Annotated in this window: 10 protein-coding genes, 1 tRNA gene and 3 rRNA genes; 8 read left to right on the forward strand and 6 right to left on the reverse strand. The window is 42.7% G+C overall.

Annotated features, from left to right (window positions below; genetic code table 11):
- Positions 1-4 precede the first annotated feature (4 nt).
- From mnmA to rrf, 5 genes are all read left to right on the forward strand, one after another.
- Positions 5-1,030: a tRNA 2-thiouridine(34) synthase MnmA gene (gene mnmA / locus AC6H4V_RS03650; protein WP_497607507.1), complete on the forward strand. Its 1,026-nt coding sequence runs from the start codon at positions 5-7 to the stop codon at positions 1,028-1,030.
- Between the two features lie 388 nt (positions 1,031-1,418).
- Positions 1,419-2,939, forward strand: a 16S ribosomal RNA gene (locus tag AC6H4V_RS03655).
- Between the two features lie 163 nt (positions 2,940-3,102).
- A tRNA-Ala gene (locus AC6H4V_RS03660) sits at positions 3,103-3,178 on the forward strand.
- Positions 3,179-3,418: 240 nt separating this feature from the next.
- Positions 3,419-6,308, forward strand: a 23S ribosomal RNA gene (locus AC6H4V_RS03665).
- Between the two features lie 252 nt (positions 6,309-6,560).
- Positions 6,561-6,676: ribosomal RNA gene (rrf, locus tag AC6H4V_RS03670) — 5S ribosomal RNA — on the forward strand.
- Together the 16S, 23S and 5S rRNA genes with 1 tRNA gene alongside form the textbook arrangement of a ribosomal RNA operon.
- Before the next feature lie 311 nt (positions 6,677-6,987).
- On the opposite strand, the gene AC6H4V_RS03675 is transcribed toward rrf, so the two are convergent.
- The 4 genes from AC6H4V_RS03675 to AC6H4V_RS03690 are packed head-to-tail and all read right to left on the reverse strand — an operon-like array spanning position 6,988 to position 12,345.
- A complete protein-coding gene (locus tag AC6H4V_RS03675; RefSeq protein ID WP_497607508.1) occupies positions 6,988-7,998 on the reverse strand; it encodes an endonuclease/exonuclease/phosphatase family protein in 1,011 nt (336 codons plus the stop codon).
- Positions 7,995-9,938 carry a M3 family metallopeptidase gene (locus AC6H4V_RS03680; protein WP_497607509.1) on the reverse strand — a complete coding sequence of 648 codons (1,944 nt, stop codon included), beginning with the start codon at positions 9,936-9,938 and terminating at the stop codon, positions 7,995-7,997. Before AC6H4V_RS03680 ends, AC6H4V_RS03675 begins: the two co-directional genes overlap by 4 nt.
- Positions 9,938-11,029, reverse strand: a complete 1,092-nt coding sequence (locus AC6H4V_RS03685) for a trypsin-like peptidase domain-containing protein (protein WP_497607510.1) — start codon at positions 11,027-11,029, stop codon at positions 9,938-9,940. Before AC6H4V_RS03685 ends, AC6H4V_RS03680 begins: the two co-directional genes overlap by 1 nt.
- A gap of 2 nt (positions 11,030-11,031) precedes the next feature.
- Positions 11,032-12,345 (reverse strand): hypothetical protein, encoded by a 1,314-nt coding sequence (locus AC6H4V_RS03690; RefSeq protein WP_497607511.1) that lies wholly within the window; start codon positions 12,343-12,345, stop codon positions 11,032-11,034.
- Positions 12,346-12,562: 217 nt separating this feature from the next.
- Here AC6H4V_RS03690 and AC6H4V_RS03695 point away from each other — a divergent pair, with 217 nt between their 5' ends.
- Together AC6H4V_RS03695 and AC6H4V_RS03700 are read left to right on the forward strand one after the other, a co-directional pair.
- Positions 12,563-13,375, forward strand: coding sequence for a formate/nitrite transporter family protein (locus AC6H4V_RS03695; RefSeq protein WP_497607512.1), 813 nt, complete (start codon positions 12,563-12,565; stop codon positions 13,373-13,375).
- 7 nt (positions 13,376-13,382) lie between these two features.
- A complete protein-coding gene (locus AC6H4V_RS03700; RefSeq protein WP_497607513.1) occupies positions 13,383-15,104 on the forward strand; it encodes a bifunctional protein-serine/threonine kinase/phosphatase in 1,722 nt (573 codons plus the stop codon).
- 4 nt (positions 15,105-15,108) lie between these two features.
- Here the strand turns inward: AC6H4V_RS03700 and AC6H4V_RS03705 are convergent, their stop codons facing one another.
- Positions 15,109-15,744 carry a GGDEF domain-containing protein gene (locus AC6H4V_RS03705; protein ID WP_497607514.1) on the reverse strand — a complete coding sequence of 212 codons (636 nt, stop codon included), beginning with the start codon at positions 15,742-15,744 and terminating at the stop codon, positions 15,109-15,111.
- Positions 15,745-15,896: 152 nt separating this feature from the next.
- Between AC6H4V_RS03705 and AC6H4V_RS03710 the strand changes: the two genes are divergently transcribed.
- Positions 15,897-16,388, forward strand: a complete 492-nt coding sequence (locus AC6H4V_RS03710; RefSeq protein WP_497607515.1) for a helix-turn-helix domain-containing protein — start codon at positions 15,897-15,899, stop codon at positions 16,386-16,388.
- Here the strand turns inward: AC6H4V_RS03710 and AC6H4V_RS03715 are convergent.
- Complete coding sequence (locus tag AC6H4V_RS03715) at positions 16,377-17,405, reverse strand: GGDEF domain-containing protein (RefSeq protein ID WP_497607516.1); 1,029 nt, start codon at positions 17,403-17,405, stop codon at positions 16,377-16,379. The two genes, AC6H4V_RS03710 and AC6H4V_RS03715, sit on opposite strands and share 12 nt — an antisense overlap.
- Positions 17,406-17,437: the final 32 nt, after the last annotated feature.

Below are 17,437 nucleotides of genomic sequence, written 5' to 3' on the forward strand. Positions count from 1 at the left end.
TAACATGCCTAAAAAGGTTTTAGTCGGGATGAGCGGGGGAGTTGATTCCACTGTTACAGCCATGCTTTTAAAAGAAGATGGGTATGAAGTAGAGGGGCTCTATATGAAACTACACTCCAGCCCTGGTTATCATGAGATACATGAAGCAAGAGCAAAAAAGGCGGCTGATTTTGTCGGTGTAAAACTTCATGTGATTGATTTGCAGACTATTTTTGATGCAAAAGTTTTTCAGCCTTTTGTTGAGACTTACGCTAAAGGCAAAACCCCAAATCCATGTGCTCTGTGCAACAGAAGTCTTAAATTTGGCGAGATGGTAAAGTACGCAGATACCATTGGAGCAGATTTTATAGCAACTGGACACTACATCAAAACGGATGGAGAGTATTTTTACGAAGCAGATGATGATACAAAAGATCAGAGCTATTTTCTTTTTTATGTGCACAAAGAGATACTGCCAAGACTTCTATTTCCATTAGGAGAGAGAAAAAAAAGCGAGATAAAAGAGTTGGCAGCTTCCATCCATGGACTTGAAACATTTGCAACACAAAGAGAATCAACAGAGATATGTTTTGTTGAAACAACATATACGGATGTTCTTAAAGATTTTGTTGAGGTTGATAAAGTGGGAGAAGTCGTCGATAAAGATGGAAAGGTTGTAGGTGAACATAAAGGCTACATGCACTATACAATAGGCAAAAGAAGAGGCTTTAGTGTCAGAGGCGCGCATGACCCTCACTATGTTGTAAGTATAGATGTGCTGAACAATCGCATTGTTGTCGGCAAAAAAGAGGATTTGGCTTGCGATAGCGTTGTTTTAAAAAACCTAAACCTCTATACAGATGCTTCAAGTTTTGATACAACAGTAAAACTAAGATACAGAACTAAAGCCGTGCCGTGTCATGTAGAGATAAGAGATGAAAAAGCGTACGTAACACTTAAAGAGAGCGTTTTTGGTGTTGCCGCAGGACAAGCAGCTGTTTTTTATGATGGCAATAAGCTTCTGGGAGGCGGTTGGATAGAGGAAAATTGAGTAAAAATTGATAAATTTTACAATATCCGACTTTTTCCTAAAAATCCCCAAATATTTAAGCACTCATTAAGCTCCAATTCCCTATAATTCCCATCCACAAACACAGAGACCTAAAGTTTAGGTTTTAAGAGGCTTTGTAACGAAGTTTCAGGTAGTTTGAGATCATTGAAAACTAAGCAAGTAGATAGACTTTAATAACTAGAAATAGTTATCTTAGTCAGAATAAGTTTACTTATAAAAACTAAATAACAACAACCGTCTATTCTATTTATACCCAACTGGGTATCTATAGCAATAGATACTTTACAAGTCTTTCTATATGTAACAGTATAGAGAGCAAACAAAGCCAATGAATTTTAATTCTTGGGCAAAGATTAAACTAACCTCAATTATGGAGAGTTTGATCCTGGCTCAGAGTGAACGCTGGCGGCGTGCTTAACACATGCAAGTCGAACGGTAACAGGAAATAGCTTGCTATTTTGCTGACGAGTGGCGCACGGGTGAGTAAACTATAGTTAATGTACCCCAAAGACTGGGATAGCCACTGGAAACGGTGATTAATACTAGATACACCTTCTTATCATAAGGTAAGAAGGGAAATGTCTTTTCGCTTTGGGATCAGACTATATCCTATCAGCTAGTTGGTGAGGTAATGGCTCACCAAGGCAATGACGGGTAGCGGTTCTGAGAGGATGATCCGCCACACTGGTACTGAGACACGGACCAGACTCCTACGGGAGGCAGCAGTGAGGAATATTGCACAATGGGGGGAACCCTGATGCAGCAACGCCGCGTGGAGGATGACGCATTTCGGTGTGTAAACTCCTTTTATATGTCAAGAAAATGACGGTAGCATATGAATAAGCACCGGCTAACTCCGTGCCAGCAGCCGCGGTAATACGGAGGGTGCAAGCGTTACTCGGAATCACTGGGCGTAAAGGACGCGTAGGCTGTTTAGCAAGTCAGATGTGAAATCCAATGGCTCAACCATTGAACTGCATTTGAAACTGCTAGACTAGAGTATGGGAGGGGGAGATGGAATTAGTGGTGTAGGGGTAAAATCCGTAGATATCACTAGGAATACCTAAAGCGAAGGCGATCTCCTGGAACATTACTGACGCTAAGGCGTGAAAGCGTGGGGAGCAAACAGGATTAGATACCCTGGTAGTCCACGCCCTAAACGATGAACACTAGTCGTCGCGATGCTTGTCATTGCGGTGATGCACTTAACAGATTAAGTGTTCCGCCTGGGGAGTACGGTCGCAAGATTAAAACTCAAAGGAATAGACGGGGACCCGCACAAGTGGTGGAGCATGTGGTTTAATTCGAAGATACGCGAAAAACCTTACCTAGCCTTGACATTGATAGAATACTGTAGAGATACGGTAGTGCCCTTCGGGGAGCTTGAAAACAGGTGCTGCACGGCTGTCGTCAGCTCGTGTCGTGAGATGTTGGGTTAAGTCCCGCAACGAGCGCAACCCTCGTCCTTAGTTGCCAGCAGTTCGGCTGGGCACTCTAGGGAGACTGCCTTCGCAAGGAGGAGGAAGGTGAGGACGACGTCAAGTCATCATGGCCCTTATGGCTAGGGCTACACACGTGCTACAATGGGGCGTACAGAGTGTTGCAATACCGCGAGGTGGAGCCAATCACTTAAAGCGTCTCTCAGTTCGGATTGTTCTCTGCAACTCGAGAACATGAAGCTGGAATCACTAGTAATCGTAGATCAGCATTGCTACGGTGAATACGTTCCCGGGTCTTGTACTCACCGCCCGTCACACCATGGGAGTTGATTTCACCCGAAATTGGGAAGCTAACCTTCGGGGGGCTACCACTTACGGTGGAATTAGCGACTGGGGTGAAGTCGTAACAAGGTAACCGTAGGAGAACCTGCGGTTGGATCACCTCCTTTCTAGAGTAAAGTCAATCATTCGTTTGAATTGACATACAAAGAAAATCTCACAAGGCTTAAAAGCCAGTACACGCGAGGCACTAAATGCCGAGTCGTACAAGAGAAAAATAGTTATTTTAGTCTTTTACTTGCTTAGTACTCAGTGATCTGGGTTATAAAAAATGGGGAATTAGCTCAGCTGGGAGAGCGCCTGCCTTGCACGCAGGAGGTCAGCGGTTCGATCCCGCTATTCTCCACCATTTTTTAGCAAAGTTTAATTCAAGTTCTTAAAAAAAAGAGTTTGAATTAGACTTTAAGTCTAATGTTCATTAAATTATCATTGTTAAAGTCAACATATAGTTATAAAGAGATAACTAGAGGTTAAAAAGAGAAATCTTATATACTTGCTAGAATCAAATTATAAATATATCAACTAAATAACTACAATTATTTACAAATACTGCTTTACATTAAGTAAGGTAGTGAACGCAAATTAGAATAAAAAAGATATTAAGGGCCATAGGTGGATGCCTTGGCTAGTAGAGGCGATGAAAGACGTACTAGGCTGCGATAAGCCTCGGGGAGCTGCCAAGAAGCTTTGATCCGGGGATTTCTGAATGGGGCAACCCAGTATGGTGAGAATCATACTACTCCTACGGGAGAGCGAACTTGGGGAAGTGAAACATCTCAGTACCCAAAGGAAAAGAAATCAAACGAGATTCCCAAAGTAGCGGCGAGCGAAATGGGATTAGGGCACTTAGTGATACTATATTTGTTAGCCGAACACTTTGGAAAGAGTGAACACAGAGGGTGATATTCCCGTAAGCGAAAACATTTATAGAGTACTAGACTAAGGAAAGAGTAGGTCGGGACACGTGTTATCTTGACTGAATATGGGGGGACCACCCTCCAACCCTAAATACTACTACTAGACCGATAGCGAACAAGTACCGTGAGGGAAAGGTGAAAAGAACTGCGGTGAGCAGAGTGAAATAGAACCTGAAACCTATGGCTTACAATCATTCGGAGCACTATTATTTATAAGTGTGACGGACTGCCTTTTGCATAATGAGCCTGCGAGTTGTGGTGTCTGGCAAGGTTAATCGAACGAGAAGCCGTAGCGAAAGCGAGTCTTAATAGGGCGACATAGTCAGATGCTGCAGACCCGAAACTGAGTGATCTATCCATGAGCAGGTTGAAGCTGGTGTAAGAGCCAGTGGAGGACCGAACCCGCTGACGTTGAAAAGTCTTGGGATGACTTGTGGATAGGGGTGAAAGGCCAATCAAACTCAGTGATAGCTGGTTCTCTCCGAAATATATTTAGGTATAGCCTCGAGCAGTAGCATGAAGGGGTAGAGCACTGACAGGGCTAGGGCTGCTTACCGCGGTACCAAACCCTATCAAACTCCGAATACTTCATGTGTAACCTCGGGAGTCAGGCGGTGGGTGATAAAATCAATCGTCAAAAGGGGAACAACCCAGACTAGCAGCTAAGGTCCCAAAGTCTTGTCTAAGTGGAAAAGGATGTGGAGTTGCTGTGACAACCAGGAGGTTGGCTTAGAAGCAGCCATCTTTTAAAGAAAGCGTAACAGCTCACTGGTCTAGCGATTCTGCGCCGAAAATATAACGGGGCTAAGACAAGCACCGAAGCTCTAGATTCACATTTATGTGAGTGGTAGGAGAGCGTTCCAGTCAGCGTAGAAGCCATACCGGCAAGGAGTGGTGGAGCGGCTGGAAGTGAGCATGCAGGCATGAGTAGCGATAAAAGGGATGAGAATTCCCTTCGCCGTAAACCCAAGGTTTCCTACGCGATGCTCGTCATCGTAGGGTTAGTCGGGACCTAAGTCGAGTCCGAGAGGGGTAGACGATGGCAAATTGGTTAATATTCCAATACCGACTGTTGTTCGCTTGAGTGATGGGGGGACGCATAGAGTTAATTGAGCTCACTGATGGAATAGTGGGTCGAAGGACGTAGGTTGTTAAGCAGGCAAATCCGCTTAACATTAGACCGAGAGCTTACAGGCAGAGCAATCTCTTCGGAGAGCGCTTTGAATCAATGATACTGTCGTGCCGAGAAAAGCCTCTAAACGAGAACAACGGTCGCCCGTACCGTAAACCGACACAGGTGGGTGAGATGAGTATTCTAAGGCGCGTGGATGAACCCTGGTTAAGGAACTCTGCAAACTAGCACCGTATCTTCGGTATAAGGTGTGCCCTATTTGTGAGTGGACTTGCTCCATAAAGCATTGACGGGTCGCAGCAAAGTGTCCCTCCCGACTGTTTACCAAAAACACAGCACTCTGCTAACTCGTAAGAGGATGTATAGGGTGTGACGCCTGCCCGGTGCTTGAATGTTAAATGGATTACTTAGCTCTGCGAAGGTTTGAAATGAAGCACAAGTAAACGGCGGCCGTAACTATAACGGTCCTAAGGTAGCGAAATTCCTTGTCGGTTAAATACCGACCTGCATGAATGGCGTAACGAGATGGGAGCTGTCTCAACCAGGGATCCAGTGAAATTGTAGTGGAGGTGAAAATTCCTCCTACCCGCGGAAAGACGGAAAGACCCCGTGCACCTTTACTATAGCTTGACATTGCTATTGGGATATTCATGTGCAGGATAGGTGGGAGCCATTGATTCTATGACGCCAGTTGTAGATGAGGCATCCTTGAGATACCACCCTTGAATATTCTGATAGCTAACTCGCAAGTGTGAACCACTTGGAGGACAATGTCTGGTGGGTAGTTTGACTGGGGCGGTCGCCTCCTAAAAAGTAACGGAGGCTTACAAAGGTTCGTTCAGATGGGTTGGAAATCCATCGTAGAGTATAATGGCATAAACGAGCCTGACTGTAAGAGATACAACTCAAACAGAGTCGAAAGACGGTCATAGTGATCCGGTGGTTCTGTGTGGAAGGGCCATCGCTCAAAGGATAAAAGGTACGCCGGGGATAACAGGCTGATCTCCCCCAAGAGCTCACATCGACGGGGAGGTTTGGCACCTCGATGTCGGCTCATCGCATCCTGGGGCTGGAGCAGGTCCCAAGGGTATGGCTGTTCGCCATTTAAAGCGGTACGCGAGCTGGGTTCAGAACGTCGTGAGACAGTTCGGTCCCTATCTTCCGTGGGCGTAGGAGAGTTGAGGAGAGCTGACCCTAGTACGAGAGGACCGGGTTGGACATGCCACTGGTGCACCAGTTGTTCTGCCAAGAGCATCGCTGGGTAGCTACGCATGGATGAGATAACCGCTGAAAGCATCTAAGCGGGAAGCCAACTCCAAGATGAACTCTCCCTGAAGTACGCTTGAAGACTACAAGCTTGATAGGCTGGATGTGTACGCAGAGTAATCTGTTTAGCTGACCAGTACTAATAGTACGTTCGTCTTTTTTTACAGTTCTTTGAGTAGAACCAATTCGTTCACTACCTTACTTAGTGTATAGGTATCTTGTAATAATAGTTATTTAGTAATTGATGTTGACTTTAACAATGGAAATCTTCTCTAATCTTTACAGATTATATATGAGTATATAGGTTAACAAGAAGGACGGTTTAGCGTCCGTGAGCTCTCTGCTGAAGAGAACTCAGCGTTAGCGTAGCTTAAGGAATTACTTCCTTAAGCGTTATATCTTTATATATGGTCTGTCTAGGTGGCTATAGAGAGAGGGAAACGCCTGGCTCCATTCCGAACCCAGAAGCTAAGCCTCTCATCGCTGATAATACTGATCCTTACAGGGTTGGGAACGTAGGTCGCTGCCTAGTTGATCATTTTTACTCTTACTTCTTACAAATTAACTTCAAATTAAATCTTATTGTTTTTTTTATTTCGCCCATTCAATAGTCAAGTACAGCACAGTTGTTTTTATAGTGTAGCTTCGAGTCATCAATCCATTGTGCAATTTTTTCTTTTTACTCTAATAATCAAATTACTCAAAAATAAATATTGCTTTAGTTTTCGTTAGTTTTTATGGGGCTAAAATCCCACTTCTCAAAAGATTGAACTTCGATATTTAAACAACTGTTTTTGTATAGAGAGAGGCTATAGAAGTTACAAAACAGAAGAGGTAATACTCTTATCTTGTAACTTTAAATTTTGCTATCACTGCAAGATGGTCAGAGTATCCCTTTCCTTTATGCTTCTTTACTTTTCCTTGAGATATCTCCCATCTGTATGGTTTCTCTTTTTTTAGGAGGTACTCTTTCTCAAATGGAGTTATGCTTTTGTGGATATATGAGATATCCTGAGAGTTTAAGAGGGATTGGGAGATTAGGATATTGTCCAAAACCTCTTTTTTACCTTTATAGACGTAGGAGTATCTTTTCTCCTCTTCTGTGTCATACCAAAGGTTGTAAAAACTCTCTTTTGTGGCGGTTGCCTCTTTGGCTTCAACTCTTTGGTTGATTGTGCCCAGTATGTGGTTGATGCCTGTGATACCGTCGGTGTCGTTGTGGTTTCTCTTTCGCTTGAACTTGATAAACTCTTCATAATCGGAGTTGAAATCTCCTAGCACAATCATATTTTTATCAAAACCTATTTCTTTTGCTCTTTTCATAAGTGCTTTTGCGGAGATGATGCGCTCGCTCTCTGCTCCTGATTTTGATTTCCAGTGGTTGACAAATATGTAGAGTTCTTTGCCCTCTATCCTAAATTTGGTCTCAAGGATATTTCTGTGTTCCAGTGTTCTGGTGATGGACAACTCTTGTGTGTAAACAAATGGGAGTTTGCTCAAAATAGCCACTTTAACAGTTGTGTTTTTTTTATCGGCGATGGCGTAATGTTCATAGTAAAGTCCGTTTTGCTTGAGAGCAAATCGTAAATCAAGGAGTGCTTGGAGTGATTCTACCTCTTGGAGTGCGATGATGTCTGCATTGATATCTTTGATGACTTGTGCAATGTTTTTGAGTTTTACCTTGTAGGTTTGCTGATTCCACTCTGATGTGCCGTTTGGAATGTACTCCTCATACTCATTGCCGTTTTTTTCGAGGTCAAAGAGATTTTCGATATTGTAGGTTGCTATTTTCAAGGTGGTTTCTCCAAAAAGTTGTGCCAAAAAAAGGAGCGTTAAGAGTAAAAACTTCATCATAGGATTCCATTTAGTTGAAGCAAGGCATCTGGATTTGGCTCTCTACCCATAAGTTCTTGAAAAAGTGCGTCCATACTCTTTGCGCCACCGCCTCCCAAAACGCTCTCAAGGTATCTTTTGGCTGTTGTTGAGCCAAATATGCCCTCATTTACCACGCTAAAAAAGGCATCGGCACTTAGCACTTCCGCCCATTTGTAGCTGTAGTATCCTGCTGCATATCCGCCTGCAAAGATGTGTGAAAAACCGTGCTGAAACTTGTTGTACGCCGGTGGTTTTATAAGCGCACTCCCTTCTCTGATGGAGTCAAGAAGTGTTTGGATTTCACTTGCTTGATGTAGTTTTGTATGAAGCACAAAATCAAAGAGCGAAAATTCAAGCTGTCTTAGCATAGACATGGCTGAGAGAAAATTTTTGCTTCGTACGAGTTTTTCTATCATCTCTTGCGGCAGGATTTCGCCTGTTTTGTGGTGTTTTGCAAAGAGTTGGAGTACTTTTGGCTCATATGCAAAGTTTTCCAAAAACTGGGATGGAAACTCCACTGCATCCCACTCTACGCCATTGACACCGCTTACGCTGTTCTCATTGACATAGCTTAGCATGTGGTGCAGAGCGTGTCCCATCTCATGAAAGAGGGTAACGACATCATCGTGGCGTAAAAGTGAGGGGCTTTTGCCTTTAGACGGCGGGAAGTTGCAGACTATGACGGCAGAGGCTAACTGCTCTTTGCCTTTTGCGTCGATGTGATGTGACTGGAAGTTGTTCATCCACGCACCGCCCTGTTTGCCTTTTCTTGCCTCTAGGTCTAGGTAAAGTCTCGCTCTTAGCGTGCCATCCGTGAAAACATTATAAGAGAGTGCTTTTTTGTCCCACAACTCTTCCTCTTTTTTTTCAAATGTGATGCCAAATAGCTTTTCTAAAAAGACAAACATCCCCTCTAAAACGCTTTTTTGTTCAAAGTAGGGACGGTACTCTTCTTCGTCTATGTCGTATTTGGCTTTTTTAAGTATCTCGCTGTAGTAGGCGGTGTCAAAACTTTGTAGCTCTTTTTGTGCGATTTGCTGTAGCTCTTCAAGCTCTCCTTTTGCTTGGTTTTGAGAGTTGGTCATCAGCGTTTCTAAAAAAGAGAGAACGCTTTGCTCATCTTTTGCCATTTTGCTCGCCAGTGAGTAGGCGGCATAACTCTCAAATCCTAAAAGGCGGCTCATCTCATCTCTTAAACTTAGTATCTCATCTATGATAGCTTCATTTTGCGGCGCTCTGGTGACATAGGCACGGTAGAGTTCCTCTCGGATACGCTCATTTTTGCCATAAGTCATGTAGGCTAAATAGGATGGCATTTGGAGGGTAAATTTGTACTTTGTGATGCCGTCTTCTTTGAATTTTGCGCTCTCTAAATCGCTTGGCGGTATGCCCTCTACATCTTTTTCATCTGTGATGATGTACTTGTAGTCGTTGGTTGCGTTGAGCAGGTTTTGGCTAAAATCGTTGGAGAGAGTGCTTTTTTTGATGTTAATCTCTTGAAGCCTCTCTTTTGTTTTTTCATCCAGATGTGCGCCGCTTAGTTCAAAACCTAAGATACTTAGCTCCAAAACTCTTTTTTGCTCTTGGTTTAGCTCCTCGTGTGCCAAAATCTCCTTGTACGCCTTGTATATCTCTATGTTTTGTGAGAGTTTTGTGGAGTACTCCGTGATGATGGGAAGTGCTTTTGCATATACTTTTTGCGTTTTTGCGCTGTTTTTGACGGAGTTTAGGTGCGAGAGTTTGACAAAAAACTGCTCCAAATGTTCGTCCATCAGCTCTAGGGGTTTAACAAAGTTTGCAAAAGTTTTGCCTTTTGTTTTTAAAAGTTTCTTCACTTTTTTGTTGTTTTTCTCGATTGTCTTATTTAGCTCTTTTATGAAGCTATCCAAATCAACACTTAAATCTAAAAATTTACTCATTATTCATCCTCTTTGTCTCGTTTTTGTTTGGTGGCATTGAACTTTTTTATCAAAATATCATCATAGCTGTCTGCATACTTAAAAAGCCTCTCAAGCGCAATTTTACCCTCTTTAAGTGTCAACGACGAATCAGGGATAAGGTAGGAGAGGTAGATGAAGTTTTCATTGATGGAGAAGTGTAGATAGGAGAACTTTTGGTTTTCATCAAGCAAATAGTCATAGAGTTTTTCTATGTTCTCCTGCGGGATAACGCAAAGTTTGGAGTCCGCTATGATAATGCCGTTGTCATAGTAGTTTATCTCGATGCGTGCGGTGTTGTAGTCAACCCTCCATGAAGCCTGTGAGCGTCTGGCAAGGGTGACATTGACATCAAGAGAAGCCAAAATCTCTTCAAGCAGTTTTGTGCTTGCTGTGGGTTTATACCCTTTTCTTCTGAGTTTTGCGACCTCAAGTTTTATGCCGCATCTTGGGCAGTAGTCCTCTTTTATCTCTTTTTCGTCGATGAGATTTTTGCATGAGGGGCATTTGAGAACATTTTTGATGTTTAGATTTTTGTAGCTCTTGAGTGCCTCATCCACGTAGAAGTAGGGGAGCGCAAAGCCTAGATTGTTGGAGTCTTGGATGATAAAAGTGTTCACGCCCACCACCTCGCCATCTACACTTAGTAACGGTCCGCCGCTGTTTCCAGGGTTGATGGCGGCGTCAAGCTGTACATACTCAAGCTCTCCGTAAATCCTTGAAGCTTTGGAGACGATGCCCTCGGTAGCACTGTAGTTTAGTCCGTAAGGGTGTCCGATAGCGATAACCGTATCGCCGTTTTGAATCGTTTTTTGCGAGAGTTGCAGAGGATTTTGCGGTGTCTCAAATGAAGATGCGATAAATGCAAGGTCAAAATAGGCATCGTCGTAAACCACCTCCGCAATAGAGCGTTTGATGGTTTTTGAGCTTATAACAACCTCTTTGAGACCTGCGACGACATGGGAGTTAGTGACGATTAAATCACCTATGATAAACCCCGTGCCGCTTCCGTATGGGGTCATGATTTGGATGATATTTTCGATATAGCGTTCAAGTACGATTTGTGTGTTCACGGCTAAATCTCCTCGTAGTCGAGATTTTTGAGTTGGAGATAAAAGCTGTTGTTAAACTCGTTTAATGATGTAAAGTTTAGTTTGTCTCCAAAGGGTTTGAGCATTTTAAAGCGGCTCTGATATGGGGTGATAATGCTCTCTACTCTTGAGACGATAGCTCTTTTTGCAAAGGTTGCGTTTTGTGCGTCATAGAGCGTAGCGTAGCCCAGTGCTTTGAAAAAAGCGGGATTTTGAACCTCTACAAGAGTGTGCAGAAGCTCCCTTGTAACGGGATGCAGTCCGTAGTTGTAGAGCAGATACATAGCGATATATTTGTACATGGTCGGGATGATTTGGTTGTAGCGGTTGCTTTTGTACCACCGAACTTTTGCAAGAGACTCCGTTATGAAGATATCTATCTCTTCATGAGAGGCTCTGTCCGTCGGGTTAAAGGTGTATTTGGCATTGTAAAAATTTGTTTTAAAAACTTCATAAGGCATCTCTTGAAGCTCAGAGATATACTCTCTTAGCTCATCGTTTTTTGCCTCTACGGTAAGGTTTTCATCGCTAAAATAGTCTTGGATTTTTTTGGTTGATTTTTTGAAGATGGAAAATTTCGGCACCAAAAGATAATCAATTTTAAAAAGCAGATAGAGCAGTAAAAAGGACTGCATTCCTGCATTGTCGTTTGAGGGAAGCGAGGAGATTTTGGCGTTTACTTCCTCTATCCACTCGTGCATAAAACGGTACTTCAAGGAGAGTTCATCCTCATCCAAAGGGCGAATGTGGGCGATATCTTCAAGTGTGATGTCTGCAAACTCGCTTTTGACATACTCTTTGTCATAGTCGGCGTTGAGTGCAAGCTCTCTAAGAGGAAAAAAGAGTTTTTGCGGACTCATGGTGATGTTGTCCATGGAGAGTTTGAGCTTTATATGCTCCTCATCGCTAAAGTAGTAGCAGTAGGTAAACTGGTAGTTTCTCTCCAAAATCAGGCGTTTAAGTGCGACATGTGCGGAGCTTTTTTTGACAAGAATCGCTTCTGCATGGAGATTTTCTTTGGTTATCGTGCCTCTGATTTTAGCACTCCCTTGGTAGATCTCAAAGTAAAGTTTCTCATCCTCTTTTTGGATGATGATGTTTTCATTTGCATGCCCCGCTGAATAGTTTTGAAGCGATTGCAAAAAGTAGTCGTATGCAGCGATGGTATCTTTGGACTCAAACGCCTCATAGGATTTGTTGAAAAGATCCTCTTCATCTTCTGCAAGATTTGCATTCGTGCCTCGTCCAAAAGCGTGTTTTAACTCTGTTTTTGTCTCAAAAAAATCTAACCAGCCCATGTGTCCTCTTATAAAAAACAGTATTATAACCGAGCTTTACTTGCATTCGCTTTTCGAAAAAATAATCAAAAATATGTCAAAATTACGATAATATAAATTTTTTTTAAAAAAATGGCTATTGATTAAAATTTGAACAACTAATAGTTACTTTATTAGATTAAAAATCGTACAATTTCTCTATCACAACAGTGAAATACTTTTTTTTGAGGAGTGTACCATGTCTTACTTGGCACCTACGGAATTTGTTACTAAAATGGTGGATGCGGGCGAATCTAAAGTCCATATGTCCACAAAAGATACGCTTATCAGATCTTTTATGGCAGGAGCTATTTTAGCTCTCGCTGCGGCTTTTGCCATTACCGTGACAATGAAAACCGGCTCTCCGCTTTTGGGTGCAGTCTTTTTTCCTGTCGGTTTTATCATGCTCTATCTTATGGGCTTTGACCTTTTAACTGGTGTTTTTGTTCTTGTTCCGCTAGCACTCATCGACAAACGCCCCGGAGTTACTGTGAAGCAGGTTCTTAGAAACTGGGGGCTTGTTTTTGTGGGTAACTTTGCGGGTGCGTTGCTTGTGGCGTTTATGATTTCGTTTATCCTTACTTACGGGTATCAGATAGAGCCGGGGGAAGTCGGTAAAAAGATAGCGACTATCGGAGAGTCACGAACGCTTGGGTATCAAGAGCACGGTATTTGGGGATGGATGACGGTTTTTATCCGTGGAATGCTTTGTAACTGGATGGTCTCTATGGGTGTTGTGGGTGCAATGATTTCAACCACTGTAAGCGGAAAAGCTATCGCTATGTGGATGCCTGTTATGCTCTTTTTCTTTATGGGTTTTGAACACTCCATCGTTAACATGTTCTTGTTTCCATTCTCTATGATTATGGGCGGCGGCTTTACTGTTGGGGATTATCTTTTATGGAATGAGCTTCCCGTTGCTCTTGGAAACCTTGTGGGCGGACTTGCATTTACTGGGCTTACTCTTTATGCAACCCATATCAAAACGGGTGCAAAAAGAAAACTAAACTGATTTTATTATGAAAAGCCGCTTAGAACTCTCCATCTCCCAGTACTCAACTGGGGGGCGCAAAGAGATAAATCAAGATTTTCACGATATCTGCATTCCAAATGAGCCGCAGCTTACACTCAAAGGTGTTGCCATCGCCATCGCTGATGGCATCGGCAGCAGCAGTGTAAGCCAAATCGCCTCCAAAACAGCCGTTACCTCTTTTTTGATGGACTACTTAAGTACGCCTGATGCGTGGTCGGTCAAAAAATCAGCCCTTAGGGTTTTGGGTGCTACAAACTCTTGGCTACACTCCCAAACCATGCAAAGCAACTACTCCCATGACAAAAACAGAGGCTATGTCTGCACTTTTAGCGCAATGGTGCTTCGCTCAAGCAGTGCCTACATCTTTCATGCGGGCGATACGCGAATCTACCGTTTGCGTGAGGGTGTGATGGAACAGCTTACACAAGACCATCGTCTGTGGGTCTCAAGAGATGAGAGTTACCTAAGCCGTGCTTTGGGGATGGAGCCGCATGTACGGATGGACTATAGCAGTTTTAGCGTGGAAGTGGGGGATATTTTTCTCTTTATGAGTGATGGCGTTTATGAGTTTGTGAGTGATGCGGTGATGGCGGAGATAGTGCAAGGGCATCTTGGCTCTTTTGAAAACACCGCCCAAACTATCGGTGAGAGGGCATTTGAGATGGGGAGTGACGACAACATCACTATCCAGCTTGTACGTGTGGATGCGTTGCCAAAAAAAGAGGTCAAAGAGATTTACAAGCAGATTGAAGAGAAACCGTTTGCGCCTCTGCTTGAAGCAAGAGAGGAGTTTGAGGGTTACACCATTGTCCGTGAACTCAGTGCGAGCAGCAGAAGCCATGTCTATCTTGCAACGGACAAAGAGAGCGGCGCATCGGTGGCACTAAAAATCCCATCTATAGATATGCGTGGCGACAAGGCGTACTTGGAGCGGTTTTTGATGGAGGAGTGGGTGGCTAGACGTATCAGCAGTGCGAATGTTTTAAAAGCTTACATACCATCACGCAAGAAAAACTACCTCTACAACACTTTGGAGTATGTCGAGGGGCAGACACTTTCACAGTGGATTATAGACCATCCGCATCCATCGCTTGAGACGGTGCGCCAAATGGCGGAGCAGATAGCAAAAGGGCTTTTGGCACTGCATCGTCAAGAGATGGTGCATCAGGATTTGCGACCGCAAAATATCATGATAGAGAGTTCAGGCACGCTCAAAATCATAGACTTTGGCGCAACAAGAGTAGAGGGCATCATGGACATCAATATCCGCCTTGAACAAGAAAATCTCTTAGGTACGGCACTCTACAGCGCACCCGAATACTTTTTGGGCAAAGAGGGAACAACCCGCTCAGACCTTTTTTCACTCGGCGTAATCGTTTATGAGATGGTGTCTGGTCACTTTCCTTATGGTGTTGAGGTCGCAAGAGCCAAAAATGAGTCAGCCCAAAAGAAGCTGCGATACACCCCGCTTTACCACTATAACCAAGAGATTCCCGTATGGGTTGACGAGGCAGTAAAAAAAGCAGTAGCACTCAACCCAAATGAGCGTTACGAGGAACTAAGCGAGTTTTTGTACGACTTGCGCCACCCAAACGAGGAGTTTTTAAAGAAGAAAAAACCGCCTCTTGTGGAGAAAAACAGCGTAGTTTTTTGGCAGGGAGTTTCGTTTGTGTTAGCTTGTGCTTTGGCGGTTTTGTGCTTGAGGTAATGGTTTAAACTACCTCTTCACAGAGTACATACCCGTTTTTCCCTCTCTCTTTTGCTTTGTAGAGTGCCTTGTCCGCAAAGGCTAGAAGCTCCTCTTGTGTTATCTGGGAATCAAAATCTTTCCATGCTATACCGATGCTTGTGGTGATGTAGGGGAGGATTTTTGACTTTTCGTGGGGGATTTGAAGAAATTTGATGGCATAGAGAAGTTCGCTAGCCATAGTTACGGCTCCGCTGAGCGAGGTCTCTTTGAGTACGACAACAAACTCTTCTCCACCGTAACGTGCAACAAAATCAGTTGGGCGCTTGAGCGCTTTTTGGAGTGTTTGAGCGATTTGAACCAAAACTTCATCTCCTTTAAGGTGTCCATAAAAGTCATTATATGCTTTAAAACAGTCAATGTCTATCATAAAAACTGAGAGATTTGTGTTGTCTCTGAGATGCTCTTTGTAAAGTTTGGTGTAGATATCATCCAAAAATCTGCGGTTTGGAATCTGTGTGAGAGCGTCAAACATCGCAAGATTTTCATAGTGTGTATTCTTTTGAAGAAGCTTTTTTAGTTGCACATCAAGCTTACGATATTCTATAAAGCATAGAAGTGCAAAAAGTGCTGCAAGAAAAAGCAAGAAAAAATAGAGCATTTTTTTCCATTATCGGATTGATTTTACAAATATTTATTCCATATAAGATAAAAAACTAAATTTATTATGAAAAAATATTCTATATTTTGATTATAGAAAAAATTAACATAAAACAAACTGATTATTTTCTCATATTCGTAAAACTATAATCATTGGTAAATAAAAATACGGATATCGTAATGCTTACTATCAAAGAGATTTCTCAAAAGTTTAATATTTCAAAAAGCACGCTTTATGGCTGGGAAAAAGAGAGACCTGAGATTTTTGCCTATCTTCAAAGAGCCGATGATAAATATGAGGAGTTGCGAAATCTCACAATCATGTTAGAAAAATATGCTAAAACGATAACTCCTGCATTTGAATTCAAAGAGATTGAGTTTATTTTGGGGCTTGGGCTTCGTGTGGGAAGTGTGGACGCGATAGAAAACTTTCATTTTCTTTATAGTCAAGCTATTGTGAGCCATATCAAACAAAGGGCTGCTTTTGTAATGCCTATCTATATGAAACTAGAACAACTCAATCTTGTAGAAAGATATATTTTTATAAGCAGTTGCAAAGAGATGACACAAAAGCTCCCAAAGATGAAAAAAGAGGAGCATAAAGGGCTGATTGTCCACTATTTTAGGGCTTTTTTATTGCAGTAGAGTTTTTTCATACAAAACAGAGCAGTTTTTCCCTTTCGCTTTTGCTTGGTAGAGGGCTATGTCGGAGTTTTCTAAGAGCGTTTTTTTGTCTATGAGCGTCGTTGCATCTTTGTGGGAGATGCCTATGCTTATGGTGATATAAGGGAGTGTTTTTGACTTTTCGTGAGGGATTTGAAGGATTTTTATGGCGATGATGAGCTGCTCTGCAAGTGTTAAGACACCGCTAAGAGAGATCTCCTTAAGTACGACAACAAACTCTTCTCCGCCGTATCGTGCTATAAAATCAGTTGGGCGCTTGAGTGTTTTTTGGAGTGTTTGCGCGATTTGAATCAAGACTTCATCCCCTTTGGCATGACCGTAAAAATCATTATAGGTTTTAAAATCATCGACATCTATCATCAAAAGAGCGAGTGATACATCTTCTCGGCGGTGTTCATCAAAACGTTTTGCGTAAATTTCATCTAAAAATCTTCGATTTGGAATCTTGGTAAGGGCATCTAGCATCGCAAGTTCTTCAAGTTCTTGGTTTCTTAGCGTCAAGGCATCGTGGCTCTCTTGAAGCGCTTTTTGGTAGTGGTTTTTTTGTGTGACATCCACCGCAAAAGCGATATTGAAAAATTTTCCCTCATACTCAAAGACGTTGCCAAAAACTTCAACCTCAAAGAGCGTGCCGTCTTTGCGTTTGTGTTGTGTGAGAAAATCGGAAGTTTGCGCCATTTTGAGATGTTCGTTATGTTTTAGCCATGCTTCATGGGTGACGTTTGGATCGATGTTAAAAATAGTAAGAGATGTTAGTTCTTCGTACGTGTAGCCAAGTGCTTTGCATGCTGCTTTGTTGGCATAGAAAATCGCAGCACTTTTGGGATCGACGAAGTAGAGAGGATTTTGGGCATGATTCATCGCATACTCCATTACAAAGAGTTTGCTTAGCTGGTTTTTGATTTTTTGATATCGGAAAAAGTAAAAGAGAGCGACCAAAAGAGCAAGTGCAGCCAAAAGAAGAGAAAAAATCACCATCAACCCCCAAAAATAAAAAAAGAGTTTGTGAT

It is taken from the genome of Sulfurimonas lacustris (assembly GCF_059705355.1).